General features: G+C 71.8%; 20 protein-coding genes. 2 read left to right on the top strand and 18 right to left on the bottom strand.

Going from position 1 to position 24738, the window contains the following annotated elements; genetic code table 11:
• Positions 1–14 precede the first annotated feature (14 nt).
• Positions 15–1181 (top strand): PQQ-dependent sugar dehydrogenase, encoded by a 1167-nt coding sequence (locus tag PUR53_RS13835; protein ID WP_329908447.1) that lies wholly within the window; start codon positions 15–17, stop codon positions 1179–1181.
• Positions 1182–1189: 8 nt separating this feature from the next.
• On the opposite strand, the gene PUR53_RS13830 is transcribed toward PUR53_RS13835, so the two are convergent.
• The 17 genes from PUR53_RS13830 to mnmA form a co-directional block, all read right to left on the bottom strand.
• The gene (locus PUR53_RS13830; protein WP_329897019.1) at positions 1190–1393 is read right to left on the bottom strand and encodes a DUF6191 domain-containing protein; all 204 of its coding nucleotides are present in this window, start codon (positions 1391–1393) and stop codon (positions 1190–1192) included.
• An 81-nt stretch (positions 1394–1474) separates the two neighbouring features.
• Positions 1475–4561, bottom strand: a complete 3087-nt coding sequence (locus tag PUR53_RS13825; RefSeq protein WP_329908461.1) for a helix-turn-helix transcriptional regulator — start codon at positions 4559–4561, stop codon at positions 1475–1477.
• Between the two features lie 110 nt (positions 4562–4671).
• Complete coding sequence (locus PUR53_RS13820; protein ID WP_239757420.1) at positions 4672–4887, bottom strand: hypothetical protein; 216 nt, start codon at positions 4885–4887, stop codon at positions 4672–4674.
• Positions 4888–5092: 205 nt separating this feature from the next.
• Positions 5093–5689, bottom strand: a complete 597-nt coding sequence (locus PUR53_RS13815; protein WP_329897018.1) for a hypothetical protein — start codon at positions 5687–5689, stop codon at positions 5093–5095.
• 35 nt (positions 5690–5724) lie between these two features.
• On the bottom strand, positions 5725–6300 hold the full coding sequence (locus tag PUR53_RS13810) for a GNAT family N-acetyltransferase (protein ID WP_329897017.1): 576 nt from the start codon (positions 6298–6300) through the stop codon (positions 5725–5727).
• Entirely contained in the window at positions 6278–8551 is a 2274-nt protein-coding gene (locus PUR53_RS13805; RefSeq protein WP_329908446.1) for an MMPL family transporter, read from the bottom strand. Before PUR53_RS13805 ends, PUR53_RS13810 begins: the two co-directional genes overlap by 23 nt.
• A 223-nt stretch (positions 8552–8774) precedes the next feature.
• A complete protein-coding gene (gene gatB / locus PUR53_RS13800) occupies positions 8775–10289 on the bottom strand; it encodes an Asp-tRNA(Asn)/Glu-tRNA(Gln) amidotransferase subunit GatB (RefSeq protein ID WP_329897015.1) in 1515 nt (504 codons plus the stop codon).
• Between the two features lie 16 nt (positions 10290–10305).
• On the bottom strand, positions 10306–10548 hold the full coding sequence (locus tag PUR53_RS13795) for a hypothetical protein (RefSeq protein ID WP_239757415.1): 243 nt from the start codon (positions 10546–10548) through the stop codon (positions 10306–10308).
• A complete protein-coding gene (gene gatA / locus PUR53_RS13790; RefSeq protein ID WP_239757414.1) occupies positions 10545–12041 on the bottom strand; it encodes an Asp-tRNA(Asn)/Glu-tRNA(Gln) amidotransferase subunit GatA in 1497 nt (498 codons plus the stop codon). Before gatA ends, PUR53_RS13795 begins: the two co-directional genes overlap by 4 nt.
• Positions 12042–12048: 7 nt before the next feature.
• Positions 12049–12345: an Asp-tRNA(Asn)/Glu-tRNA(Gln) amidotransferase subunit GatC gene (gatC, locus tag PUR53_RS13785; RefSeq protein WP_005480000.1), complete on the bottom strand. Its 297-nt coding sequence runs from the start codon at positions 12343–12345 to the stop codon at positions 12049–12051.
• 276 nt (positions 12346–12621) lie between these two features.
• Positions 12622–15039 (bottom strand): putative bifunctional diguanylate cyclase/phosphodiesterase, encoded by a 2418-nt coding sequence (locus PUR53_RS13780; RefSeq protein WP_329897014.1) that lies wholly within the window; start codon positions 15037–15039, stop codon positions 12622–12624.
• A gap of 228 nt (positions 15040–15267) precedes the next feature.
• Positions 15268–17487: an NAD-dependent DNA ligase LigA gene (gene ligA, locus PUR53_RS13775; protein ID WP_329908460.1), complete on the bottom strand. Its 2220-nt coding sequence runs from the start codon at positions 17485–17487 to the stop codon at positions 15268–15270.
• 14 nt (positions 17488–17501) lie between these two features.
• Positions 17502–18518, bottom strand: coding sequence for a methionine synthase (locus tag PUR53_RS13770; protein ID WP_329908445.1), 1017 nt, complete (start codon positions 18516–18518; stop codon positions 17502–17504).
• A 209-nt stretch (positions 18519–18727) separates the two neighbouring features.
• Complete coding sequence (locus PUR53_RS13765; RefSeq protein ID WP_329897012.1) at positions 18728–19417, bottom strand: SDR family oxidoreductase; 690 nt, start codon at positions 19415–19417, stop codon at positions 18728–18730.
• Positions 19418–19457: 40 nt separating this feature from the next.
• On the bottom strand, positions 19458–19997 hold the full coding sequence (locus PUR53_RS13760; RefSeq protein WP_184899694.1) for a TIGR00730 family Rossman fold protein: 540 nt from the start codon (positions 19995–19997) through the stop codon (positions 19458–19460).
• 9 nt (positions 19998–20006) lie between these two features.
• Entirely contained in the window at positions 20007–20936 is a 930-nt protein-coding gene (locus tag PUR53_RS13755; protein WP_329908444.1) for a class I SAM-dependent methyltransferase, read from the bottom strand.
• A 124-nt stretch (positions 20937–21060) separates the two neighbouring features.
• Positions 21061–22191 (bottom strand): tRNA 2-thiouridine(34) synthase MnmA, encoded by a 1131-nt coding sequence (mnmA, locus tag PUR53_RS13750; RefSeq protein WP_329908443.1) that lies wholly within the window; start codon positions 22189–22191, stop codon positions 21061–21063.
• A gap of 60 nt (positions 22192–22251) precedes the next feature.
• Here mnmA and PUR53_RS13745 point away from each other — a divergent pair, with 60 nt between their 5' ends.
• Positions 22252–22971 (top strand): N-acetylmuramoyl-L-alanine amidase, encoded by a 720-nt coding sequence (locus PUR53_RS13745; protein ID WP_329897009.1) that lies wholly within the window; start codon positions 22252–22254, stop codon positions 22969–22971.
• Positions 22972–23554: 583 nt separating this feature from the next.
• Here the strand turns inward: PUR53_RS13745 and PUR53_RS13740 are convergent.
• On the bottom strand, positions 23555–24724 hold the full coding sequence (locus tag PUR53_RS13740) for a cysteine desulfurase family protein (RefSeq protein WP_329897008.1): 1170 nt from the start codon (positions 24722–24724) through the stop codon (positions 23555–23557).
• Positions 24725–24738: the final 14 nt, after the last annotated feature.

The following is a 24738-nucleotide window of genomic DNA, read 5'->3' as shown; positions in this document are numbered from 1 at the left end:
CCGAAGGGATCGTGATGGTGCAACGTCGAGTGGTGACGGCCGCGTTGGCCGCAGCCCTGCTCCTGGTGACGACCGGCTGCTCCTCCGACGACGGAGAGAAGACGGACGCGGCAGGCAGCTCACCCCCGAGCAGCAGCGGTGCCGGTTCGTCCCCGCCCGGCAAGGCGGCGGACGAGACACCTCCGGCGAAGGGCTCGGTGAAGGTGGTCCGCACCGTCGCCGAGGACCTCGACTCCCCCTGGGGCCTCGCGCCCCTCCCCGAGGGCGGCCTCCTCGTCTCCTCCCGTGACGAGGCCACGATCAGCAGAGTCGACGAGAAGACCGGCAAGCGGACCGAGCTCGGCGAGGTCCCCGGCGTCGCCCCGGCGGGCGAGGGCGGCCTCATGGGCATCGCCGTCTCCCCGGAGTACGCCTCCGACCACATGATCTACGCGTACTTCACCTCGGAGTCCGACAACCGGATCGTGCGGATGCTCTACGACCCCGAGAAGCCGGCCGGCGAACAGCTCGGCGCCCCCGACACCATCCTCCGGGGCATCCCCAAGGGCACCAACCACAACGGCGGCCGGCTCGCCTTCGGCCCCGACCGGATGCTGTACGCGAGCACGGGCGAGCGGTACGAGGGCCCGCTGGCCCAGGACAAGGACTCCCTCGGCGGCAAGATCCTCCGCATGACCCCGGAGGGCCAGCCCGCCCCCGGCAACCCCTTCGACGACTCCGTCGTCTACTCGTACGGCCACCGCAACGTCCAGGGCCTCGCCTGGGACCCCGAACAGCGCCTGTGGGCCTCGGAGTTCGGCCAGAACACCTGGGACGAGCTGAACCACATCCGCCCCGGCGGGAACTACGGCTGGCCGGAGGTGGAGGGCAAGGGCGGCGAGTCCGGCTACGTCGACCCGGTGGCCGTGTGGAGCACGGAGGAGGCCTCCCCGAGCGGCATCGCCGTCGCGGAGGGTTCGGTCTGGATGGCGGGCCTGCGCGGCCAGCGCCTGTGGCGCGTCCCCCTCGACGGCACGAAGACCGCCGCCGCCCCCCAGCCCTTCCTGGAGGGCGACTACGGCCGCCTCCGCACGGTCGTCTCCGCCGGCGGCGACAAACTCTGGCTGGTGACCAGCGAGACGGACGGCCGGGGCTCCCCGGAGAACGGCGACGACAAGATCCTTGAGCTGGAGGTGACGTAGGCCGCCGGTTACTCGTCGGCCGCCGTGGCCGACTCGGCCTCCTTCTCCACGGGCTCGGGCGGGCGTACGACGACCTTCCCGGACGCGAGGTCTATCGGTCCGCGTCCTGGATCGTTGTCCCCGACGTCCTCGCGGGTCAGTGCCAGCCGGTTCTCCTCGTCACGGGTGTGCTTGCGGCCAGGTGCGAACAGTTCCTCGAAGGCGTTGAACACGGTGTTCCCTCCCCCAGGGCCACGAGGCGGCGGGCGGTCGGTCCCGGTCGAACAGCGGAGCCTCGGTGGTCCTCCCTTCCATCATCCCGCTGCCAGCCGTTCTCCGGCCCCCGTCGGGGCCAGTCCCACCCGGTGGGCCACCGCCGCCGCCTCACCGCGGCTGGAGACGCCGAGCTTGGCGAGGATGTTGGAGACGTGGACGCTCGCCGTCTTGGGGGAGATGAAGAGTTCCTCGGCTATCTGGCGGTTGGTGCGGCCGGCGGCGACCAGGCGGAGGACGTCGTCCTCCCGGTCGGTGAGGCCGAGCGCGGCCACGGGATCGGCGGGCGTGAGCGCCGGCTCGGGGGCGCGGCTCAGGGTGAGCCGGGCTCGGCGGGCGAGGAGGGCGACCTCGTCGGCGAGGGGGCGGGCGCCGAGGTGGTCGGCGACGGCGGCGGCCAGCCGCAGCAGTTCCGTCGCCCGGTCGCGGGCCTCGTCGCCCGTGCCGTCGGCCAGCAGCGCCTCGGCGAGGCGGTGCCGGACGCGGGCCAGGTCGTAGGGCCGTTCCAGGGGCTCGAAGGCGGTGACGACGTCGGACCAGGTGTCCGGGGCCATGGTCCCCTCGGCGCGTTGGAGTTCGGCGCGCACCCAGCGTTCGTGGGCGAGCCAGATCGGTGAGCCGGTGGTGAGCTTCTTGGCCACGGTGAAGATCCGGTCGAGGCTCTCGGCACGGCCGGACTCGGCGGCCGGGAGTGCGCGGGCGTCGGCCTCGGCGGTGGCGGAGGCGAGGAGCAGGGGCCAGGCGTAACGCTGGGTTCCGACGGAGAAGCCGGTCTCCAGGACGCGGGCCAGTTCCGCGCGGGCGTCCGTGAGGCGGTCCTCGGCGGCGGCGATGCCGAGGACGAGACTGGAGAGCGGCAGATCGTTCTGGGGCGTGGGGTTGTGGTGGCCGTAGTGGCCGCGGGCGGCGGCCAGATGACCGCGGGCCTCGGCGATGTCGCCGCGGGCGAGGGCGATGAAGGCGTGGATGAGGGTGCTGAGGCCTCGGGGTTTCTGGCTGGAGACGACGTTCTGGGCCATGGTCACGGCTTCCAGTGCCTCGTCCCAGCGGCCCAGGGAGAGCAGGGATTCGGCGAGGTTCCCCCACACCCAGGCCTCGGACTCCAGCAGGCCCCGGCGTTGGGTGACGTCGATGCCTTCCTTCAGCAGGCGCACGGCTTCCTGGGAGCGTCCGATGCCCTCCAGGCAGGACGGGATGTTGATATAGGAGCGGCCCACGACGGCGGCGGGGCCGCGTTCGAGGGAACGGCGGCGGACGTCCTCCATCACGGCGATGCCCGTCTCGACGTCGCCGGCGTCGACCATCAGGCCGCCGAGGGTGAGGCGGGCGTTGAGTTCGATGTCCTCGGCGCCGACCATGCGCGCGTAGTCGACGGCGCGCTGGGCGTCGGAGAGCGCGTCGGGGCCGGGGGCGTGGAGCATGGACCAGCCGGCCACCCGGGAGAGCACTTCGGCGTGCACCTCGGAGGGCGGAAGGCCCCGTACGAGGTCCTGGGCGGTGGCGAGTTCCTTCCAGCCGTCGCCCCGGGCGAGGCCCTCGGTCAGCATGGAGCGCTGGACCCAGAACCAGGCGGTGCGCAGCGGGTCGCCCCCGTCCGCGAGCAGGTCCAGTGCGCGCCGGGTGATCCGCATGGCCCGCTCCCGCTCTCCGCAGAGTCGTCCGGCGACGGCGGCCTCGGCCATCAGGTCGAGGTAGCGCAGCGGGGTGGTGGCCGGGTCGCAGCCGCAGGGCGGGTAGACCTCGGTGTAGTCGATGGGGCGCAGAGCGGCGCGTACGGGCTCGGGGGCGGCGTCCCACAGCTCCATCGCCCGCTCCAGGAGGCGGAGTTGTTCGGCGTGGGCGTGCCGGGAGCGGGCCTCGGCGGAGGCGTCGAGGACGGCGGGCAGGGCCTTGGCGGCGTCGTGGGCGTGGTACCAGTAGCTGGCCAGGCGGGTGGCGCGGCCGTCGGTGGGGACGAGGGCGGGGTCGGCCTCCAGGGCTTCGGCGTAGCGGCGGTTGAGGCGGGAGCGTTCGCCGGGCAGCAGGTCGTCGCTGACGGCCTCGCGGACCAGGGAGTGCCGGAAGCGGTAGCCGTCGCCGCCGGGGGCGGCGAGCAGGAGGTTGGCGCCGACGGCGGCCCGCAGGGCTTCGATGAGGTCGTCCTCGGGGAGCCGGGCCACTGCGGCGAGCAGGGCGTACTCCACGGTGGAGCCGCCCTCGGCGACGATGCGGGCGATCCGCTGGGCGTCCTCGGGAAGCCGTTCGACGCGGACGAGGAGCAGGTCGCGCAGGGAGTCGGTGAGGCCGGGGCAGCCGCCGTCGTGAGCGGCGGCGGCGAGTTCCTCGACGAAGAAGGCGTTGCCGTCGGAGCGGTCGAAGATCTCGTCGACGCGCTCCGGCTCGGGTTCGGTGGCGAGGATGCCGGCGAGTTGGTGGCCGACCTCGGCGCGATTGAAGCGGGGCAGTTCGAGGCGGCGGACCGTGCGGAGGCGGTCGAGTTCGGCGAGGAGGGGGCGCAGGGGGTGGCGGCGGTGGATGTCGTCGGAGCGGTAGGTGGCGAGGACGACGAGGCGGCCGGTGCGCAGCGTGCGCAGGAGGTAGGACAGGAGGTGGCGGGTGGAGGCGTCGGCCCAGTGCAGGTCCTCCAGGACGAGGACGACCGTGCGGTCGGCGGCGAGGCGTTCCAGCAGGCGGGCGGTGAGTTCGAAGAGGCGTGCGGTGCCCTCCTCGTCGTGCCGGGCGCGTGAGGTCTCGCCGAGTTCGGGCAGGAGCCGGGCCAGTTCCTGTTCCTGTCCGGCGGCCGCGGCGGCGAGTTCGTCGGGCAGTCGGCGGCGCAGGGCACGCAGGGCGGTGGAGAAGGGTGCGTAGGGCAGGCCGTCGGCACCGATCTCGACACAGCCGCCGAGGGCGACGACCGCGCCCCCGCGCGCGGCCTCGCCGGTGAACTCCTCGACGAGGCGGGTCTTGCCGACCCCTGCCTCGCCGCCGAGCAGCAGCGCCTGTGGGTCGCCGCCTCCGTCTCCCTCGTTCCCCGCCGCGCGTGTGGCGTCGCCATCGGCGCGGGCCAACGCCTCGCGCAACACGTTCAGTTCGTCGACACGACCCACGAACACCGGACTGACGGACCTGGTCTCCACATCGCCGAGCATCGCACGGCCCGCGGACACTTCGGCACCGATTATCCGCAGCCCCCGGGCAGCCGGACGGCGACCGTCCGCCCCGGGGAGGGGGCCCGCGCCGGCGCGGCCGACGGTCCCCGTCACGCGGCGCGCGGGAAGCGGAGCCGGCGCGGGCGGTGGCTCGGCACGCTCCCCTCCGCGTCCTGTTCCCCCTCCCCCGTGGCGGACCTCGTCGCGGTCGTGGAGTCGTGTGCGGCCGCGCGGCGGGCGCGGCGGGCCTCGCGTACCTGGCGGTAGTGCTCGGCCTCGCGGATCAGCTCGGCGGAACGGATCTGCTGGAGCTCGTACTCGAACATCTCGTACCCCTCGTGAAGAGTCGGTCTCGGCTCGCTTGCTGCGATGCCTCAACCTTCGTCCGTGAGGGGGGTGCGCCACATCGGGAGAGTTCCGCATCTTGAAAGGCGGGAGGGGCCTTAGGACCGCCGTAGGCATCCCTACGGCGGGTCTAAGGCCCCTCAGAAGCCGCTCGGTCCGCCCTGTCCGGGCGGGCGTGCGCCCGGGTCAGGTCTTCGGCAGTGCCAGCAGGATGTCGGAGTACTTCAGGGCGGCCAGCACCAGCCCGATGAAGCCGACCGAGACACCGGCCCAGGCCACCGACTTGATCCACGGCGTCTGCACCTGGTCGGGGTCGCCGAACGCGGGCCGCACCAGCACGGCGACGCCGACGATCAGGCCGACGAGTGCGAAGATGCCGCCCCACAGGGCGGAGGCGTGCCAGGCGTCGCCGTAGACGGCCTGGAGCTGGGTGGCGACGGTCGCGTTCGTCGCGGCCTGCATCTCCAGCTGTCCGGTGATCTCCTCACGCGCGGAGGCGACGCTGCCGACCCAGCCCCCGGTCAGCGAGACGAGGCCCAGCACCACGGACACGATGCCGGCGGCACCCTGGCCGACGCCCGGCGTCGCCTTCGCGGTGGCCGGCGGGAACTCCTCGTCGAACTCCGCGGCCTCCTCGGAGTCGTCGGCCGGGGTCTGGCCCTCGGCCTCCGTCGCGGCATCCTCCTTCGCCGCGTCCTCCTTGGTGATGTTCACCGCCTCGTCGTCGTTCCTGGCCTCGGCGCCCGTGTCGGCCCCGGTCTCGTCCACTGTCTTGGTTCCCATACCTCGCACCGTACGAATGTTGTCTGAGAGGTTTCTTAACGATCCTTGTGAGCGCTGCGGGCGCGTGCCGCACGCCATTCGGGCGCCAGGACGGACCATATCTCCAAGTCGTGCCGGACACCCCGGTGGGGATATCTCTCGCGCTGCACACCGTCCCTGACCATGCCGAGCCGTCGTGCCACATCGAGGCTCGGCGTGTTGCCGGAGGCCGCGATCCACTCGACCCGGTGGACGGCGCGGACGTCGACGGCCCAGTCGATGAGGATCCGCATGGCGCGGGTGACGAGCCCTCGCCCGGTGCCGGCGGGCTCCAGCCAGCAGCCGACCTCGCAGTTGGCGTTCTCCGCGTCGAAGTTGAGGAAGAGGACCCCGCCGACGAGTGTGCCGTCGAGCCAGATGCCGTGCAGGGAGCCGGTGTCGGCGGCGCGCATGTCGGCGTACCGCTGGAGGACGTCGCGTGCCCCGTCGACGTCCGTGGCGCTCTGGCCGAAGGGGACGTACTGGTTGATGAAGTCCCGTCCCCGTTCCAGGTGGGCGAGGAACTCCTCGGCGTGCCAGGGTTCCAGGGGCCGCAGTTGGGCTCCGTCGTCACCCAGGGATATCGCGTACATCCTTCGGCCGCTCCTTCTCCAGATCGTCCACCACGACGTCCGCGAGCCTCTCATGGGCGGCGCGGGTCTCGGGCGGTTCGATGCTGATGCGGGGCATGCGCCGGTCGAGCCAGCGGGGCAGCCACCAGTTGGCGCCGCCGAGCATGTGCATGAGGGCGGGGACGAGGAGCGTACGCAGGACGAAGGCGTCCAGGGCGACGGCGGCGGCGAGCGCGATGCCGAACATGGCGATGACGCGGTCGCCGCTGAGCACGAAGGCGAGGAAGACGGAGATCATGATGACCGCCGCGGAGTTGATCACTCGGCTGGTCTCGGCGAGGCCGACGCGGACCGCGCGCCGGTTGTCGCCGGTCTCCAGCCACTCCTCGTACATCCGGCTGACCAGGAAGACCTGGTAGTCCATGGAGAGCCCGAAGAGGACCGAGACCATGATCACGGGGAGGAAGGGTTCGATCGGCCCGGCCCGGCCGAGGCCCAGCAGCTCGCTCCCCCAGCCCCACTGGAAGATCGCGACAACCACGCCGAACGCGGCGGCGACGGCGGCGACGTTCATCGCGGCGGCCTTGAGCGGGATCCCGACGGACCGGAAGGCGAGCAGGAGGAGCAGACAGCCGAGGCCGATGACGACGCCGACGAACAGCGGGAGCTTGCCGACGATGACGTCCGCGAAGTCGTCGTAACCGGCGGTCACCCCGCCGACGTGCAGCTCCAGCGAGGTACCGGTCTCGGCGCGCGGCAGTACCTCGTCGCGCAGCCGTTCGACCAGCTCGCTGGTCCTCGCGGACTGCGGGGAGGAGTCGGGGACGACGGTGAGATACGCGGTGTCGCCGCCGGTGTTGTACGTCACCGGGGTCACCGCCGAGACGCCCTCGGTGGCCCTGAGCGTGGTGTCGAGGTTGTCGAGGGCGACCTCGTCGGCGGCGCCGTCGACCTCGGTGACCAGGGTCAGGGGGCCGTTCACCCCGGGCCCGAAGCCTCCCCCACTCTCGGCTGCGCTTGAGCGGGAGGTGCCCCCAGCGAGGAGGTCGTAGGCCTGGCGGGTGGTGGTCGTCTGCGGGTCGTTGCCCTGGTCGGAGGTGCCGAGGCGCAGTCCGAGCGTGGGCAGGGCGAGCAGGGTCATGACGACGAGGGCGAGCGCGCCGAGCTTCTTGGGGTGCCGCTCGACGAAGGCAGACCAGCGGGCGGCGAAGCCGGTGGGCAGCTCGGGCTCGGGGCCGTGTTCGGCGAGGCGGCGGCGCTCGCGGCGGCTCAGCGCCCGCATGCCGATGAACGACAGCAGAGCCGGCAGCAGCGTCACGGACGCGGCGACGGTGAGGACCACGGTGAGGGAGGCGGCGATCGCGACGCCGTTGAGGAAGCCGAGCCGCAGGATCAGCATGCCCAGCAGGGCTATGCAGACCGTGGCGCCGGCGAAGACCACGGCCCGTCCGGTGGTCGCGACGGCGCTCCGCGCGGCCTCCTCGACGGACAGGCCCCGCTTCAGCCCCCGGCGGTGCCGGGTCACGATGAACAGCGCGTAGTCGATGCCGACGCCGAGGCCGATGAGGGTGCCCAGCATGGGCGCGAAGTCGGCGACCGTCATGGCGTGCCCGAGCAGGGTGATCCCCGCGTAGGCGGTGCCCACGCTGACGAGCGCGGTGGCGATCGGCAGCAGCGAGGCGGCGAGCGAGCCGAAGGCGAGGAAGAGGACGACGGCGGCGACGAGCACACCGACGATCTCCGCGAGGTGCCCGCCGGAGGTTTCGGTGAGGCCGATCGAGGTGCCGCCCAGCTCCACCTGGAGCCCGTCGCCCTCGGCGGCCTTCGCCGTGTCGACGACGGCCTCGGCCTGCGCCTTGTCCACGTCCTCGGCGGGCTGGTCGAAGGTGACGGTGGCGTACGCCGTACGGCCGTCCTCGCTGATCCGGCCGCCGTCGGCGCCGTCGTAGGGGTCGGTCACGGCGGCGACGCCCGGCAGGTCGGCGATCTCGTCGAGGGTCCGCGTCATGGTCTGCTCGACGGCGGCGGCCCGCACGCTCGCGGTCCCGTCGCTCGTGTGCCAGACGACGGTGGCGCTGTCACCGCTGACGCCCGGGAAGCCCTCGCTCAGCAGTTCGGTGGCGCGGCTGGACTCGGTTCCGGGGGTCTTGTAGTCGTTCGAGTACGCGGCTCCCGCGACGGCGGCGCCGGCGGCCGTGCCGGCGAAGGCGAGAAGCCACAGAAGGACTGCGACAAGACGGTGCCGGACACACCAGCGCGCGAGGGCTGCCACGGGTCGTGCTCCTGAGGGGGGAGGCATGAGGGATTCCCGCAACTCTCGCACCACAATGTGATCGTTTGGCCCCTTTGAGGGTCTCCTCACACGGGATGGGAGGCACCTCACAGGACAGACAGCGGCACTCTGTCACCCCGCGTCACGGCCGTACGCACGCCTGAGGGCGGCACATCGCAGTGATGCGCCGCCCTCAGGGATACGCGACGGAACCGCCGGCCGTTCAGCCCTCGTCGACGCCCAGCTTCTCCAGGATCAGCTCCTTGACGCGGGCCGCGTCCGCCTGACCGCGGGTGGCCTTCATGACGGCGCCGACCAGGGCACCGGCCGCGGCCACCTTGCCGCCGCGGATCTTGTCCGCGATGGCCGGGTTGCCCGCGATGGCCTCCTCGACGGCCGTGGTCAGGGCGCCCTCGTCGGAGACGACCTTCAGACCGCGCTGGTCGACGACCTCGTCCGGGGTGCCTTCGCCCGCGAGGACGCCCTCGATGACCTGACGGGCGAGCTTGTCGTTCAGGTCGCCCTTCGAGACCAGCTCGGTGACCCGGGCGACCTGCTCCGGCGTGATGGCCAGCTCGTCCAGCGCCTTGCCCGACTCGTTGGCGCTGCGGGCCAGCTCGCCCATCCACCACTTGCGGGCGGAGGCGGCGTCCGCCCCGGCCTCGATGGTGGCGACGATGAGGTCCAGCGCACCGGCGTTGAGGATCGCCTGCATCTCGGTACCCGAGATGCCCCACTCCGCGAGGAGCCGGTTGCGGCGGACCAGCGGCAGCTCGGGCAGCGCGGCCCGCAGTTCCTCGACCCACTCGCGCGAGGGGGCCACCGGCACGAGGTCCGGCTCGGGGAAGTACCGGTAGTCCTCGGCCTCCTCCTTCACGCGGCCCGAGGTCGTGGACCCCGTGTCCTCGTGGAAGTGCCGGGTCTCCTGGATGATCGTCCCGCCGCCGCTCAGCACGGCCGCGTGCCGCTGGATCTCGAAGCGGGCGGCCCGCTCGACGGACCGCAGCGAGTTGACGTTCTTCGTCTCCGAACGCGTACCGAACTTCTCGCGGCCGTGCGGGCGCAGCGACAGGTTCACGTCGCAGCGCATCTGGCCCATCTCCATCCGGGCCTCGGAGACGCCGAGTGCCTTGATGACCTCGCGCAGCTCACGGACGTACGCCTTGGCGACCTCGGGAGCCCGCTCGCCCGCGCCCTCGATCGGCTTGGTGACGATCTCGATGAGCGGGATGCCCGCGCGGTTGTAGTCGAGCAGCGAGTGCGAGGCGCCGTGGATACGGCCCGTCGCGCCACCGACGTGCGTCGACTTGCCGGTGTCCTCCTCCATGTGGGCGCGCTCGATCTCCACGCGGAAGGTCTCGCCGTCCTCCAGCTGGACGTCGAGGTAGCCGTTGAAGGCGATCGGCTCGTCGTACTGGGAGGTCTGGAAGTTCTTCGGCATGTCCGGATAGAAGTAGTTCTTCCGGGCGAAGCGGCACCACTCGGCGATCTCGCAGTTCAGCGCGAGACCGATCTTGATCGCCGACTCGACGCCGATCGCGTTGACGACCGGAAGCGCGCCGGGCAGGCCGAGGCAGGTGGGGCAGGTCTGCGTGTTGGCGTCCTGGCCGAGTTCGGTCGAACAGCCGCAGAACATCTTGGTCTTGGTGCCGAGTTCGACATGAACCTCGAGGCCCATGACGGGGTCGTAGGACGCCAGGGCGTCCTCGTACGACACCAGGTCGGTCGTGGTGGTCACGGTGGAAACTTCCCTCTCAGCCCAGCAGGACGTCGTCGTCGCCCAGCCGCTTCAGTTCGCGGTACAGGATGGCGAGGCCGGTGACGATGCCGACGGCGGCCACGGACGCGTCGATCAGCCGCAGTGTGTCCTGATCGGCGCGGGCCTTCTTGATCCGCTTGGCGATGCCCCACGCGCCGAAGGCGGTGGTGGCGATGGACACGTACGTACCGGACTTGGACTTCTGGAAGTCCTTGGCCTTGGACAGTGCGTTGCTCACAGCGACGGAGCCTCCTCGAGAAGCGGGTGGCCCCACTTTTCCACGAAGGCGGCCTCGACGGCGGCGCCGACCTTGTAAAGACGGTCGTCCTTGAGCGCCGGGGCGATGATCTGCAGTCCGACCGGCAGCCCGTCCTCCGGCGCGAGGCCGCAGGGCAGGGACATCGCGGCGTTGCCCGCGAGGTTGGTCGGGATGGTGCAGAGGTCCGCCAGGTACATCGCCATCGGGTCGTCGGCGCGCTCGCCGATCGGGAAGGCGGTGGTGGGCGTGGTCGGCGACACGATGACGTCGACCTTCTCGAACGACTTCTCGAAGTCCCGGGTGATGAGCGTACGGACCTTCTGGGCGCTGCCGTAGTACGCGTCGTAGTAGCCGGAGCTGAGTGCGTACGTGCCGAGCATGATGCGGCGCTTCACCTCGGGGCCGAAGCCCGCCTCACGGGTGAGGGAGGTGACGGCCTCGGCCGAGTTCGTGCCGTCGTCGCCGGTCCGCAGGCCGTAGCGCAGTCCGTCGAAGCGGGCGAGGTTGCTCGAACACTCGCTCGGCGCGATCAGGTAGTACGCGGCCAGCGCCAGGTCGAACGACGGGCAGTCCAGCTCGACGATCTCGGCGCCCAGCTCCTTCAGCAGCTCGACGGACTCGTCGAACCGCTGGACCACACCGGCCTGGTAGCCCTCGCCGCGGAACTGCTTGACGACACCGACGCGCATCCCGGCGACGCTGCCGTTGCGGGCGGCCTCGACGACCGGCGGGACCGGGGCGTCGATGGAGGTGGAGTCGAGCGGGTCGTGCCCGGCGATCACCTCGTGCAGCAGGGCCGCGTCCAGGACCGTACGGGCGCAGGGGCCGCCCTGGTCGAGGGAGGAGGAGAAGGCGACCATGCCGTAGCGGGAGACCGCGCCGTACGTCGGCTTGACGCCGACCGTGCCGGTGACGGCGGCCGGCTGGCGGATCGAGCCGCCGGTGTCGGTGCCGATGGCGAGGGGCGCCTGGTAGGAGGCGAGCGAGGCGGAGGAACCGCCGCCGGAGCCGCCCGGGATACGGGTGAGGTCCCAGGGGTTGCCGGTGGGCCCGTAGGCGCTGTTCTCGGTGCTGGACCCCATGGCGAACTCGTCCATGTTGGTCTTGCCGAGGATGACGACGTCCGCGTCCTTGAGGCGCTTGGTGAGCGTGGCGTCGTACGGCGGGATCCAGCCCTCCAGGATCTTCGACCCGACGGTGGTGGGAATGCCGACCGTGGTGAAGATGTCCTTGAGCGCGAGCGGGACACCGGCGAGCGGGCCGAGCTTCTCGCCCCGGGCCTTCTTCTCGTCGACGGCGCGGGCCTGGGCGAGGGCGCCCTCGCGGTCGACGTGCAGGAAGGCGTGCACCTTCTCGTCGACGGCCTCGATCCGGGCCAGGTGGGCCTCGGTGACCTGCACTGCGGTGAGTTCACCGGAGGCGATCTTCGCGGCGATCTCCGCCGCGGTGAGCTTGATGATGCTGTCGGTCATGACGTGATCAGTCCTCCCCCAGGATCTGCGGCACCTTGAAACGCTGCTGCTCCTGGGCCGGGGCGGCGGAAAGCGCCTGCTCGGGGGTGAGCGACGGACGGACCTCGTCCGCGCGCATGACGTTCGTCAGCGGCAGCGGGTGCGAGGTCGGCGGTACATCTTGGTCGGCGACCTCGCTGACGCGGGCGACCGCGCCGATGATGTCGTCCAGCTGGCCCGCGAAGTGTTCGAGTTCTTCGGGCTTCAGCTCCAGACGCGCCAGCCGGGCGAGGTGGGCGACCTCCTCGCGCGTGATGCCAGGCATGCAGCGATCCTCTGGGGTGAGTGAGTGTGGTTTGGCGCCAATCCTATGGGGCGCGGGGCGTTGGCTGCGCCGCTGGGCCGGGCGCCTAGTAACTCGGGTGCACTGTAATCGGGCGAATGCGGGTGCGTGGGGCTTCTCGCGCAGTTCCCCGCGCCCCTGAAAAAGCGGGGCTGCGCCCCTGCTTTTTCCAGGCCGCAGGGCCTGGAGCCTTTAGGGGCGCGGGGAACTGCGCGAGAAGCCCCACGCACCCGCCAAAGAGCCCGCACCCCCGAGCCCTCAGGCGCCCGGCTGCACATCCGCGGCAGCGGGCGGCAACGCCGCCGTCGGCCGCTGCCACCCCCGAGACCCCCGCGCCCGCAGCCAAGCAGTCGCCTCCTCGGGAGGCATCGCCGCGGCGACCAGCCACCCCTGCACCGCGTCGCACCCCAGGTCCCGCAACCGCTCCCACGTCTCGTCGTCCTCGACGCCCTCCGCCACGACGAGCAGCCCCAGCGAGTGCGCGAGATCGACCGTGCAGCGCACGATCTCCGCGTCCTCGTTGTCGATCGCCAGCCGCGCGACGAAGGACCGGTCGATCTTCAGCTCGCTGACCGGCAGCCGCCGCAGATGGACCAGTGACGAGTACCCCGTCCCGAAGTCGTCGAGCGACATCTTCACCCCGTGCCCGGTCAGCCCGGCGAGCGTGTCCGCGGCCCGCTGCGGGTCCTCGAGGAGCACGTGTTCCGTTATCTCCAGCTGCAACGCGCCCGCCGGCACCCCGTGCCGGGCCAGTCGCGCGGCGACCGCCCCCGCGAACCCGGGCGTGTGGACGTCGCGCGGGGACACGTTCACCGCGACCGGTACGTGCAGGCCCTGTGCCCGCCACCGCGCCACCTGCGCGAGCGCGGTCTCCAGGACGTACTCCGTCAGATGCGGCATCAGCCCGGAGGACTCGGCGATCGCTATGAACTCGTCCGGCGGCACCTTCCCCCGTTCGGGATGCACCCACCGCACCAGCGCCTCGAGGCCGGCGACCTGGCCGTCGAACTGGACCTTCGGCTGGTAGTGCAGCTCGACCTCCTGCGCGTCGAGCGCGCGCCGCAGATCGCCCAGCAGACCGAGCCGGTCCGGGGTGTTCGAGTCCCGCTTGGACTCGTAGACCTCGACGCCCGTACGGTCGCGCTTGGCCTGGTACATCGCCACGTCCGCCCGCCGCAGCAGCCCCTCCGCGTCGAGCGCGTGGTCGGGGAAGACGGCGAGCCCGGCGCTGGCCTCCAGGACGAGGGTGAGCCCGTCGAGGTCGAGCGGTGAGCCGAGCGCGGCGACGAGGTTGCGGGCGACGCGCGACGCGGACGTGGTGGAGTCGGCGACGGGCAGCAGGACGGCGAACTCGTCGCCGCCGAGCCGCGCGGCCTCCGCTCCGCGGGGCAGGGCGACCCTCAGCCGGTCGGCTATCTGCAACAGCAGCCGGTCCCCCGCGAGGTGCCCGAGCGTGTCGTTGACGGAACGGAAGCGGTCGAGGTCGATCAGCATCAGCGCCGACCTCGCCCCGATGCGTTCGGCGTCGTCCAGGGCGGTCCAGGTGCGTTCCAGCAGCCACTGGCGGTTCGGCAGTCCGGTGAGCGGGTCGCGCAGCTGCTCCTCGGCCCGGGCGCGGGCGATCCACAGGGTGGAGTCGAGCGCGATGAGGGGGATGGCGAAGAGCGGCAGCAGCAGCGGCTGGGCGAGGGCGACGACGCAGACCAGCGGGGCGATACCGAGCAGCGCGACGGCGACGAGGCCCTGTCTGACCAGGGCGGTGCGCGCGACGGTCGGCAGACCGCCGCGCGGTGCGGCCAGATGCCAGAGCAGAACGCGGCTGACGACGAGATAGGCGATGGCGACCAGGGCGACCTGGGGCGCCGAGTAGAGGTTCCAGCTGTTCGGGTCCCAGGGTTGCTCCACCGAGGGGACACGGCCGAAGACCCTGAGGACGAGCGCGGCGGCGCCGATGCCGAGGATGTCGACCGCGCCGTGCAGCACGCCCTGCCGCCAGCGCCCTCGGCGGGCGACGCCGACGAGGACGACGACCGTGAGGCTGACCATCCCGGCGGCCACCCAGCCGTAGAGCAGCAGGACGGCGAGGGTGAGGGCGGCGCCGGAGCCGGTGCCGCCCCACCAGCGGGCGCGGCCCATGGCGACGAGGTGGCCGACGATGATGCCGGTGAGCAGGGCGAGGGACCAGCCGACCGCCCCGGCCGGGAAGAGGGCGTGCTGTCCGACGAACGCCCGGTAGAAACCGGCGCCCAGGATGGCCCCGGCGAGGCCCACGATCACGGCGGGCAGAGCGGGCCAGGACAGGTGACGCTCGGCGTCGTGGCCCGGCAGTTCGTGGCCGCGGCTTTCAGCGAGCGCGCCGGTGAGGGAGGGCGCCCCGCCCGTGCCGGCCCCGGTGCCGGAGGTGAGCTGTGCCGGGCCCGGTACGAGCGGGCGTGCGTTCGCGCCCGCACGGCCCGGCGGCCAGGCGGCCCCTGCCCTGGACTCCGCCGCAGTCGTCCGGCCGGGGTCACGCTCCCAGCCTCCCGGCTCCCGACTTCCGGACTCCCCGTTCCGCGGCTCCCGGTGTCCCTCGAACGGGCGTTTTCCCATGAGCAGGGAGCGTCCCCGTCGCCAGGCCCCGGAGACCCGGCGCAGGCGCAGCCGCGAGTCCGGGGCGACGCTCTCGGTCGGTTCCATTCCCGTCCCTCTCACAGCCGGCGGTGCCCACGCCACGCGGCCCGTTGCTCCCGAACAACCCGGGGCGGCACCGCGTCCGAGAACCCGCCACGCGTCCGGGCACGGCAGGCGCACACCTCAACAGTAGGCCGCACAAGGCTTCCACGGGCAGCGGTCGGTGTCGGTTGCCCGAATGCGACCGGCCACCCGTATGCATCTGGTATGCGCCGAACGGGTGGCCTTCAACCCCTACTCCTCGATCGGGAGCGCGACTTCCGCGGCCGCGTCCGGCCCCTGTTCGAGCAGGACGGCGAAGCCGTCCTCGTTCAGGACGGGCACCTTGAGCTGCATCGCCTTGTCGAACTTGGAGCCCGGATTCTCGCCGACCACGACGAAGGAGGTCTTCTTGGACACCGACCCGGTGACCTTGGCGCCCCGGCTCTGCAGCGCCTCCTTGGCCCCGTCCCGTGTGTGGTGTTCGAGTGTTCCGGTCACCACGACCGTCAGCCCTTCGAGGGGCCTGGGGCCTTCGTCCTCGCCGGAGCGCTCGTCCTCCAGGCGGACGCCGGCCGCCTTCCACTTGCGGAGGATCTCCTGGTGCCACTCCACCGCGAACCACTCCTTCAGGGAAGCGGCGATGATCGATCCGACACCGTCGGTGGCGGCGAGCTGCTCCTCGCTCGCCTCCCTGATGGCGTCGATGGAGCGGAACTCGCGCGCGAGCGCCTCGGCGGCCACCGGGCCGACGTGCCGGATCGACAGACCGGTGAGGATGCGGGCGAGCGGCCGGTTCTTGGCCGCCTGGATGTTCTCCAGCATCGCGACCGCGTTCTTCTTGGGCCCGCCCTCCTTGTTGGCGAAGACCATGGCGTGCTTCTCCTCGCCGGTCTCCGGGTCCCGCTTGGGCAGGCCGCTGTCCTGGTCGAGGACGTACGCCTTGATGGGCAGCAACTGCTCGATGGTGAGGTCGAACAGGTCGCCCTCGTCGAGGAGCGGCGGCTCGGACGGCTCCAGCGGCTTGGTGAGCGCGGCGGCCGCGACGTAGCCGAAGTGCTCGATGTCGAGGCACTTGCGGCCGGCGAGGTAGAAGAGACGCTCGCGCAACTGGGCGGGGCAGCTACGGGAGTTGAGGCACCGCACGTCGATGTCGCCCTCCTTGGCCGGTGCCAGGGGCTCGCCGCACTCCGGGCACTCGGTCGGCATCTCGAACGCGCGCGTCTTCTTCTCGTCTCGCAGCGCCACGACCGGTCCGAGGATCTCGGGGATGACGTCACCGGCCTTGCGGATGACGACCGTGTCGCCGATGAGGACGTTCTTGGCCTTGACGACCTCCTGGTTGTGCAGGGTGGCGAACTCGACCTCGGAGCCCGCCACCGTGACCGGTTCGACCTGGGCGTACGGGGTGACGCGGCCGGTGCGGCCGACGCCCACCTTGATGTCGATGAGCTTGGTGTTGACTTCTTCCGGCGCGTACTTGTAGGCGATCGCCCAGCGGGGTGCGCGGGCCGTCGATCCGAGGCGGCCCTGCAGCCGGATCTCGTCGAGCTTGACGACGGCGCCGTCGATCTCGTGCGCCACGGAGTGGCGGTGCTCGCCGTAGTAGGCGATGAACTCCCGTACGCCGTCGAGGTCGTCGACCACCCTGTTGTGCTCGGCGGTGGGCAGGCCCCACGACTTGAGGAGGTCGTAGGCCTCGGAGAGGCGGGTGAAGCCGCCGTCGAAGCCCTCCAGGGCGCCGATGCCGTGGACGACCATGTGCAGCGGCAGGGTGGCGGTGACCTTGGGGTCCTTCTGGCGCAGTGAACCCGAGGCGGAGTTGCGGGGGTTGGCGTACGGCTTCTCGCCGGCCGCCACCCGGCGTTCGTTGAGGCCCTGGAAGGCCTCCATCGGGAAGTAGACCTCGCCCCGGATCTCGACGAGCCGGGGGACGCGGTCGCCCTTCAGCCGGTGCGGGATCTCGGCGATCGTCATGACGTTGGGCGTGATGTCCTCGCCGGTCCGCCCGGTGCCGCGGGTGGCGGCCCGGGTGAGCCTGCCGTCCTCGTACGTCAGGTTGACCGCGAGGCCGTCGATCTTGAGCTCACACAGCAGGTGGTAGTCGGAGGTGCCGACGTCCTTGGCGACGCGCTCGGCCCAGGCGGCGAGGCCCTCGTCGTCGAAGACGTTGTCGAGGGAGAGCATGCGCTCGCGGTGCTCCACCTCGGCGAGGTCGGTCTCGTACTCGACGGCGACCTTCTGCGTCGGCGAGTCCGGCGTGCGCAGCTCGCTGTACTCGTCCTCCAACGCCTCCAGCGTGCGCAGGAGTTCGTCGAACTCCGCGTCGCTGACGATCGGGTCGTCCTTCACGTAGTACCGGAAGCGGTGCTCCTCGATCTGTTCGGCGAGCCGCGCGTGCTGCTCCCGGGCCTCGGCGGGCACCGCTGCCTCGGCGGGTACCGCTGTGGGCTGTGCGTCCTTGTCGCCGGCCACCGTGTTGTCCTCCGTCACTCTGGGTTGTCCGCGAGGGATCTCGCCGCCTTGACGCAGTGGGCGAGCGCCCGGCGTGCGTACGCCGGGGAGACCCCCGCGAGCCCGCACGTCGGCGTGACCGTGACCGCCTCCGCGAGCAGCCCCGGATGCAGCCCCAGCCTGCGCCACAGCGACCTGACCCCCATGACGCTACCGGCAGGGTCTGACAACGCCCCCTCGGTGGTCGGCACGACACCGACGAGTAGCTTCGTGCCCCCTTCCACCGCTTCCCCGATCATGTCGTCGTCACGCTCAGTGAGCAAGGTGAAGTCGAACGAGATACCGGTGGCACCGGCGCGGCGCAGGAGCGCGAAAGGTACGTCGGGGGCGCAGGAGTGCACGACGACCGCCCCCTGCTCCGCGTGCACGCCGATGACGTCCCTGAGGGTGGCCTCGACGAGCTGGCGGTCCACGGCGCGGTGGGTGCGGTAGCCGCTGGCGCTCTTGACCTGGCCGCGCAGGACGGCGATCAGGGACGGCTCGTCCAGCTGGAGCACGATCGTGGCGCCCGGGACGCGCCGCTGGACCTCGGCGAGGTGCTGGCGCAGGCCCTCGGCGAGCGAGCCGGCGAGGTCGCGGCAGGCTCCGGGGTCGGAGAGGACGGCCTCGCCGTTCTTCAGCTCCAGCGCGGTCGCGAGGGTCCAGGGGCCGACGGCCTGGACCTTCAGCGGGCCCTCGTACCCCTCGGTGAACTCCTCCAGCGCGTCCAGGTCCTCGCCGAGCCACGACCTGGCCCGCTTGGTGTCCCGGCCAGGGCGGTCGCCGATGCGCCAGCCGCTGGGCTCCACGCGGGCGTACAGCTCGACGAGCATGCCCGCGGTTCTGCCGATCATGTCGGCGCCGGGGCCTCTGGCGGGGAGTTCGGGGAGGTACGCCATGCCTGTCTCCGGCCACTCGAAGGTGCCGGTGACGGTCTTGGCGGCCTCTCGGGCGTCTCCGCCCGGCAGGGAACCCACGCCGGTGGCCGGGCCGAAACTGAAGTCTTCGCTCACGACCTGAAGCGTACGGCTCCGCTGGGGGCGCGTTGTCGGGTGCGGGTGGGTGGGGGCTGGTCGCGCAGTTCCCCGCGCCCCTGAAAAGCAGGGGCTGCGCCCCGTGCTTTTCGGGCCCGAAAGGGCCGTAGGCCCTTCAGGGGCGCGGGGAACTGCGCGAGAAGCCCCTCCGGAGCCGCACCCGCCAACGCACCCGCACCCCCGAACTGTCAGGCGCCCGGCCGGACCGTGAGGTCGTTCACTTCCGCGTCCCGGGGCAGGTCCAGGGCCATCACAATCGTCGTGGCGACCGACTCCGGCGCGATCCACCGCGACGCGTCGTACTCCTTGCCCTCCTGCTGGTGCACCTTCGCCTGCATGGGACTGGCCGTGCGCCCGGGGTAGACCGTGGTCACCCGGACCCCGTTGCCGTGCTCCTCCCAGCGCAGGGAGTCCGCCAGCGCCTTCAACCCGTGCTTCGACGCCGCGTACGCCGACCAGTCGGCGTGCGCGTTGAGCCCCGCACCGGAGTTGACGAACACCACATGCCCCCGCGCGGCCCGCAGTTGGGGCAGGAAGTGCCGGGTCAGCTCGGCGGGAGAGACGAGGTTGACGTTGAGCTGGTGCCGCCACGTCTTCGGTGTCAGGTCGCCCACCGCGCCGAGGTCCACCACGCCCGCGATGTGCAGCAGCGAGTCCACCCGGTCGGGCAGCGTCTGGTGGGAGAAGGCCCAGGACAGCTTGTCCGGGTCCGCCAGGTCGCCGACCAGGGTCCTCGCCCCCGGGAACTCCGCCGCCAGTTCCTTCGCCCGCCCCGCGTCGCGCGCGTGCAGCACGAGGTCGTCCCCGCGCTCGTGCAGCCGGCGGGCGACGGCCGCGCCGATGCCGGAACCCGCTCCGGTGATCACATGAGTAGCCATGCGGTCATGCTCGCATCACCGGGGCGGGACGAAGAACGGCTCAGGCGACGCCCCGGCTCTCCTCCAGATACGCCATCGCCCCCACCGGCTCCTCCGCGAAGAAGACCAGGTCGGTCAGCGGGCGGGGCAGGAAGCCCTCGTCCTCCATGCGCCGGAACTGTTCCTTCAGCCCGTCGTAGAAGCCGGCGGTGTTCAGCAGGACCACCGGCATCTCGGTGTGGCCGTGCTTCTTCAGCTCCAGGATCTCGGTCGCCTCGTCGAGCGTGCCGGTGCCGCCGACCATGATGACGACCGCGTCGGCCTTCTCCAGGAGCAGCCGCTTGCGCTCGGCGAGGTCCCTGGCGACCACCATCTCGTCGGTGCCCGGCCGTGCCTTCGCCGAAAGGAACTCGACGGAGACGCCCAGCAGTCTGCCGCCCGCCTCCTGCACACCGTCGGCGACCACCTTCATCAGCCCGACGTCGGAGCCTCCCCACACCAGGGTGTGCCCGCCCTTGCCGATCAGCTTGGCGAACTCCTTCGCGGGGCCCGTGTAGCGGTCGGCGAGGTCGGCGGCGGAGAGGAAGACACAGATGTTCATGGGTCCACGTTAGGGGGCGGCACCGACATCGGGGGCCGCTCGTCCACCGGCTTCCTCCGCGACCGTCGCGCGGATCTTCGACTGGCGGTGCGGCAGGTCCTCCCAGTCGTCCATGAGACGGGCGGACAGGCCGTGTTTCCGGGCGAGTTCGACCAGGGTCTCGGTCCGGTAGTAGAAGTCCTCGTGCAGCACCTGGTGTTCGGGGCCGTCGGTGCGGCCGAAGGTGAAGTCGAAGTAGCCGCCGGGGGCGAGGACGCGGCCGACGTGGGCGAGGCACTGCTCGATGACGTGCGGCGGCGAGTGGGAGAACACGCTGTGTGCGTGGACGACGTCGAAGTACCCGGCGGGCAGGAAGGAGAAGGTGAGGTCGGCGACGAGCGCCAGATGCGGGAGCTTGGCCTGCAGGCCCTCGCGGGCGAGGGTGCGCTGGGCCTCCATGAGGATGGCGGGCGAGATGTCGATGCCGTAGTAGTTCCCGGTGTCCAGGTGGTCGATGAACAGCCGCCCGGCCCGCAGGTTCCCGCAGCCGATCTCCAGCATCCGGTGCCGTGGCTCCAGGCCGTGCCGCAGGAGGTACTCGAACTGCATCCGGCCCATGCGTTCCCACTTCTCGACCGACGGGTTGTGCCCCACGGCGGCCTCCGGGCTGCGCGCCGTGTCGGCGGCCATGACGGCGCGGTAGTAGGAGATGTGGTCACGGTGCTTGAGCTGCAGCCAGGTGTCCCGCGCCACCCGCCGGGCGTGCGCGGGCACCCGCCGGGGATGGCGCAGCGCGTAACGGACCCGATGGGTGAGACTCCGCCGATCCCTGGACACGAATCCGGCTTCCCTCCGGACCCGCTTCTCGCCCTTTCCGGACGCGCTCCCGCCCTGCGCGGGCGGGCCCGCGGCCTGCTCGGATGCCTTTCCGGGCTGCTCGGACGGGTCTATGGCTGTCATCACGGCCTCCTACGTCCCCCTGCGGCCCGTCTGGGCCTCCGGCTGGGCTCAAAGAGCCCACCAAGCAGCGTGCGCCGCGCACGCGCGGACGGCTACCCGGGGAGGGACGATCGTGGCCGTGGGCCTACGCCACGCCGGCCTTCGCGCGCGTGGTCGACGCGATCGTCGCCGACCCCACGACGCGCGAGCCGTCGTACAGGACGATCGCCTGGCCGGGGGCCACGCCCCGGACCGGCTCGGTGAAGCGGACCTGGAGGGTGTCGTCGACCAGTTCCGCGCGGACCTCGGTCTCGCCGCCGTGGGCGCGCAGCTGGGCCGTGTAGGTGCCGGGGCCGGTGGGCGCCGCGCCGCACCAGCGGGGGCGGATCGCGGTCAGGGCGTCGACGTCGAGGGCGGCCGCCGGGCCGACCGTCACCGTGTTGTCCACCGGCGAGATGTCGAGGACGTAGCGCGGCTTGCCGTCGGGTGCGGGCGTACCGATGCGCAGGCCCTTGCGCTGGCCGATGGTGTAGCCGTAGGCGCCCTCGTGGGTGCCGAGGACGTTGCCGGACTCGTCGAGGATGTCGCCCTCGGAGCGGCCCAGCCGGTGGGCGAGGAAGCCCTGGGTGTCGCCGTCGGCGATGAAGCAGATGTCGTGGGAGTCGGGCTTCTTCGCGACGGCCAGCCCCCTGCGCTCGGCCTCCGCGCGGATCTCGTCCTTCGTCGTCACCGTGTCGCCCAGCGGGAACATCGCGTGCGCGAGCTGCCTGTCGTCCAGGACGCCCAGGACGTACGACTGGTCCTTGGCCATGTCGGAGGCGCGGTGCAGTTCTCGGGTGCCGTCCTCGCGCACGATCACCTGGGCGTAGTGGCCGGTGCAGACCGCGTCGAAGCCCAGGGCGAGGGCCTTGTCGAGCAGGGCCGCGAACTTGATCTTCTCGTTGCAGCGGAGGCAGGGGTTGGGGGTGCGCCCGGCCTCGTACTCGGCGATGAAGTCCTCGACGACGTCCTCACGGAAGCGCTCGGCGAGGTCCCAGACGTAGAAGGGGATGCCGATGACGTCCGCGGCGCGGCGGGCGTCCCGGGAGTCCTCGATCGTGCAGCAGCCGCGCGCGCCGGTCCGGAACGACTGCGGGTTCGCGGACAGCGCCAGATGGACGCCCGTCACGTCGTGCCCGGCTTCCGCCGCGCGGGCGGCGGCCACGGCGGAGTCGACCCCGCCGGACATGGCGGCGAGGACACGGAGGGGGCGGGTGCGCTGCGAGATCTCAGTCATAACCCTTCAAGGGTAAGGGGCGCCGGGAACCGGAGCCCCCGAGTATCCGTTGACGGTCTCGTGGGAACGAGAAGGGCTTCGAGGAACGGGTCCGGGGCCGGCGGCGCGAACGCCTCCGGCGGCAAGGACGCCGACCGCCGCGTCGGCCGCCGCGCGCTGCTCATCGGCACGGCCGTGGCCGCCGTCGGTACGGCCGTGGTGGCGCGGGACGAGCTGACGCGCGCGTGGTGGCGGGTGCCGGGGGTCACCAAGCCGCGCAAGGACGGCGAGGTCGACTACACGGGCGCGAAGTGGGTCGCGGCGTCCGACGCGAACTGGCGACTGGCGGACCGGCCGGACGACTTCGGCATAGACATGGTGATCATCCATGTCACCCAGGGCAGCTTCGACAGCGCGGTGAAGGTCTTCCAGGACCCGGAGCACGGCGCGGCGGCGCACTACATCGTCCGCAAGGACGGCCATGTCACGCAGATGATCCGCGAGTTGGACGTGGCGTACCACGCGGGCAACCGCGACTACAACGAGCGCAGTGTCGGCATCGAGCATGAGGGTTTCGTCGAGAAGCCCGAGGACTTCACCGACGAGATGTACGAGGCCTCCGCGCGGCTGACGGCCCGGATCTGCGCGCGGTACGACATTCCTCTCGACCGCGAGCACATCCTCGGCCATGTCGAGGTCCCGGGGACGGACCACACGGACCCCGGCGAGGGCTGGGACTGGGACCGCTACATGAAGCTGGTGCGCGCGGCGGCGAAGGCCGGGACGACGGCTCCCGCCTGACCCTCGACAGCGGGGCCACAGGGGTGCGAGGGGCCGGGGACAGCGCCGCCACAGACCGCCACATCTGTGACGGGCATCACATACGCGCGTGCCGATGCCGCCCCTCCGTCCGGCGGCCGTCCGATACGTCCCGCACCCCGAACCCGACCTGCGAATCCCTCAACTCCCCTTCCACACACAGCAGTTGAGGAGGGCCGGCGCGCACGGGCAGCTCACAGCGCACTCGGCCCGCTCCTCATTTCGTCCCAGTGCTCCCACAGCCCCCCGGTCGAGCATCCCGGCTCATGACGAACAACACGGAGCGCAAGGCCGGCCACCGAGGCAAGGGCAAGGCAAGGGCTACAAGGCGGGCGCGGCGACCAACGCCTCCCACGCTGAACATCCCCGACCTGCTGGAGGCACCACCTCCGACGGCACGACCACGATCACGCTCAACGCCGACACCAGCGTCCACTTCCACGGCGCGCACATCCCGCCGGACATGGACGGCGGTCAGCAGAACGCCTACGCCGCCAGGGAGAGGACGAGACCGAGGCGTCCACCGCGCTGCCCGTCGACCCGACTGCCAGACGGGCAGCGCTCTTCAGGTCAGGCCGGCGTTGCGGGCGCGTTCCACCGCCGGGCCGATCGCCTTCGCGAGCGCCTCGACGTCCGCCTCCGTGGAGGTGTGGCCGAGGGAGAAGCGGAGGGTGCCGCGGGCCAGGTCGGGGTCGGTGCCGGTGGCGAGGAGGACATGGCTGGGCTGGGCGACGCCGGCCGTGCAGGCGGAACCCGTGGAGCACTCGATGCCCTGGGCGTCGAGGAGGAGCAGCAGCGAGTCGCCCTCGCAGCCGGGGAAGGTGAAGTGGGCGTTGGCCGGGAGGCGTCCCGCCGGGGAGGGGTCACCGCCGAGGACGGCATCCGGCACGGCCGTACGGACCGCTTCGACGAGGGCGTCGCGCAGGTCGCCGATCTCCCGGGCGAACCACTCGCGTTGCTCGGCGGCGAGCCGGCCGGCGACGGCGAAGGAGGCGACGGCGGGGACGTCGAGGGTGCCGGAGCGGACATGACGCTCCTGGCCGCCGCCGTGCAGCACGGGTACGGGGCTGTACTCGCGGCCCAGCAGCAGCGCGCCGATGCCGTAGGGGCCGCCGATCTTGTGGCCGGAAACGGTCATCGCGGCGAGGCCCGAGGCGTCGAAGTCGACCGGAACCTGACCGAAGGCCTGGACCGCGTCGGCGTGCAGCGGGACGTCGAACTCGGCTGCCACGTCGGCGAGTTCACGGACCGGCATGATCGTGCCGATCTCGTTGTTGGCCCACATCACGGTGGCCAGGGCGACATCGTCGGGGTCGCGGGCGATGGCCTCGCGGAGGGCTTCGGGGTGGACTCGGCCGTACGGGTCGACCGGGAGGTACTCGACGGTGGCGCCCTCGTGTTCGCCGAGCCAGTGCACGGCGTCGAGGACCGCGTGGTGCTCGACGGGGCTCGCGAGGACCCGGGTGCGGGCCGGGTCCGCGTCGCGGCGGGACCAGTACAGCCCCTTCACGGCGAGGTTGTCGGCCTCGGTGCCGCCGGAGGTGAGGACCACCTCGCTGGGGCGGGCCCCGAGGGCCTCGCCGAGGGTTTCGCGGGCCTCCTCGACGGTGCGCCGCGCTCGGCGGCCGGAGGCGTGCAGCGAGGAGGCGTTGCCGGTGACGCTCAGCTGGGCGGTCAGGGCCTCTGCCGCCTCGGGGAGCATCGGGGTGGTCGCCGCGTGGTCGAGGTAAGCCATGGTGAGCCGATTCT

The sequence above is a fragment of the Streptomyces sp. SP18BB07 genome (assembly GCF_036322545.1).
Lineage (GTDB): Bacteria > Actinomycetota > Actinomycetes > Streptomycetales > Streptomycetaceae > Streptomyces > Streptomyces deccanensis.
Note: the sequence above shows the minus strand (reverse complement) of the source record. Positions and strands in the feature narration are given on the sequence as shown.

Excerpts from the sequence above, each read along its gene's own strand:
- PUR53_RS13815 (WP_329897018.1), bottom strand. The coding sequence starts at position 5,689 with ATGGGAACCAAGACAGTGGACGAGACCGGGGCCGACACGGGCGCCGAG.
- mnmA (WP_329908443.1), bottom strand. The coding sequence starts at position 22,191 with ATGACTGAGATCTCGCAGCGCACCCGCCCCCTCCGTGTCCTCGCCGCC.
- PUR53_RS13740 (WP_329897008.1), bottom strand. The coding sequence starts at position 24,724 with ATGGCTTACCTCGACCACGCGGCGACCACCCCGATGCTCCCCGAGGCG.
- PUR53_RS13835 (WP_329908447.1), top strand. The coding sequence starts at position 15 with ATGGTGCAACGTCGAGTGGTGACGGCCGCGTTGGCCGCAGCCCTGCTC.
- PUR53_RS13765 (WP_329897012.1), bottom strand. The coding sequence starts at position 19,417 with ATGGCTACTCATGTGATCACCGGAGCGGGTTCCGGCATCGGCGCGGCC.
- PUR53_RS13825 (WP_329908461.1), bottom strand. The coding sequence starts at position 4,561 with ATGCTCGGCGATGTGGAGACCAGGTCCGTCAGTCCGGTGTTCGTGGGT.
- PUR53_RS13820 (WP_239757420.1), bottom strand. The coding sequence starts at position 4,887 with ATGTTCGAGTACGAGCTCCAGCAGATCCGTTCCGCCGAGCTGATCCGC.
- PUR53_RS13810 (WP_329897017.1), bottom strand. The coding sequence starts at position 6,300 with ATGTACGCGATATCCCTGGGTGACGACGGAGCCCAACTGCGGCCCCTG.
- gatA (WP_239757414.1), bottom strand. The coding sequence starts at position 12,041 with ATGACCGACAGCATCATCAAGCTCACCGCGGCGGAGATCGCCGCGAAG.
- PUR53_RS13760 (WP_184899694.1), bottom strand. The coding sequence starts at position 19,997 with ATGAACATCTGTGTCTTCCTCTCCGCCGCCGACCTCGCCGACCGCTAC.
- PUR53_RS13780 (WP_329897014.1), bottom strand. The coding sequence starts at position 15,039 with ATGGAACCGACCGAGAGCGTCGCCCCGGACTCGCGGCTGCGCCTGCGC.
- PUR53_RS13755 (WP_329908444.1), bottom strand. The coding sequence starts at position 20,936 with ATGACAGCCATAGACCCGTCCGAGCAGCCCGGAAAGGCATCCGAGCAG.
- gatC (WP_005480000.1), bottom strand. The coding sequence starts at position 12,345 with ATGCCTGGCATCACGCGCGAGGAGGTCGCCCACCTCGCCCGGCTGGCG.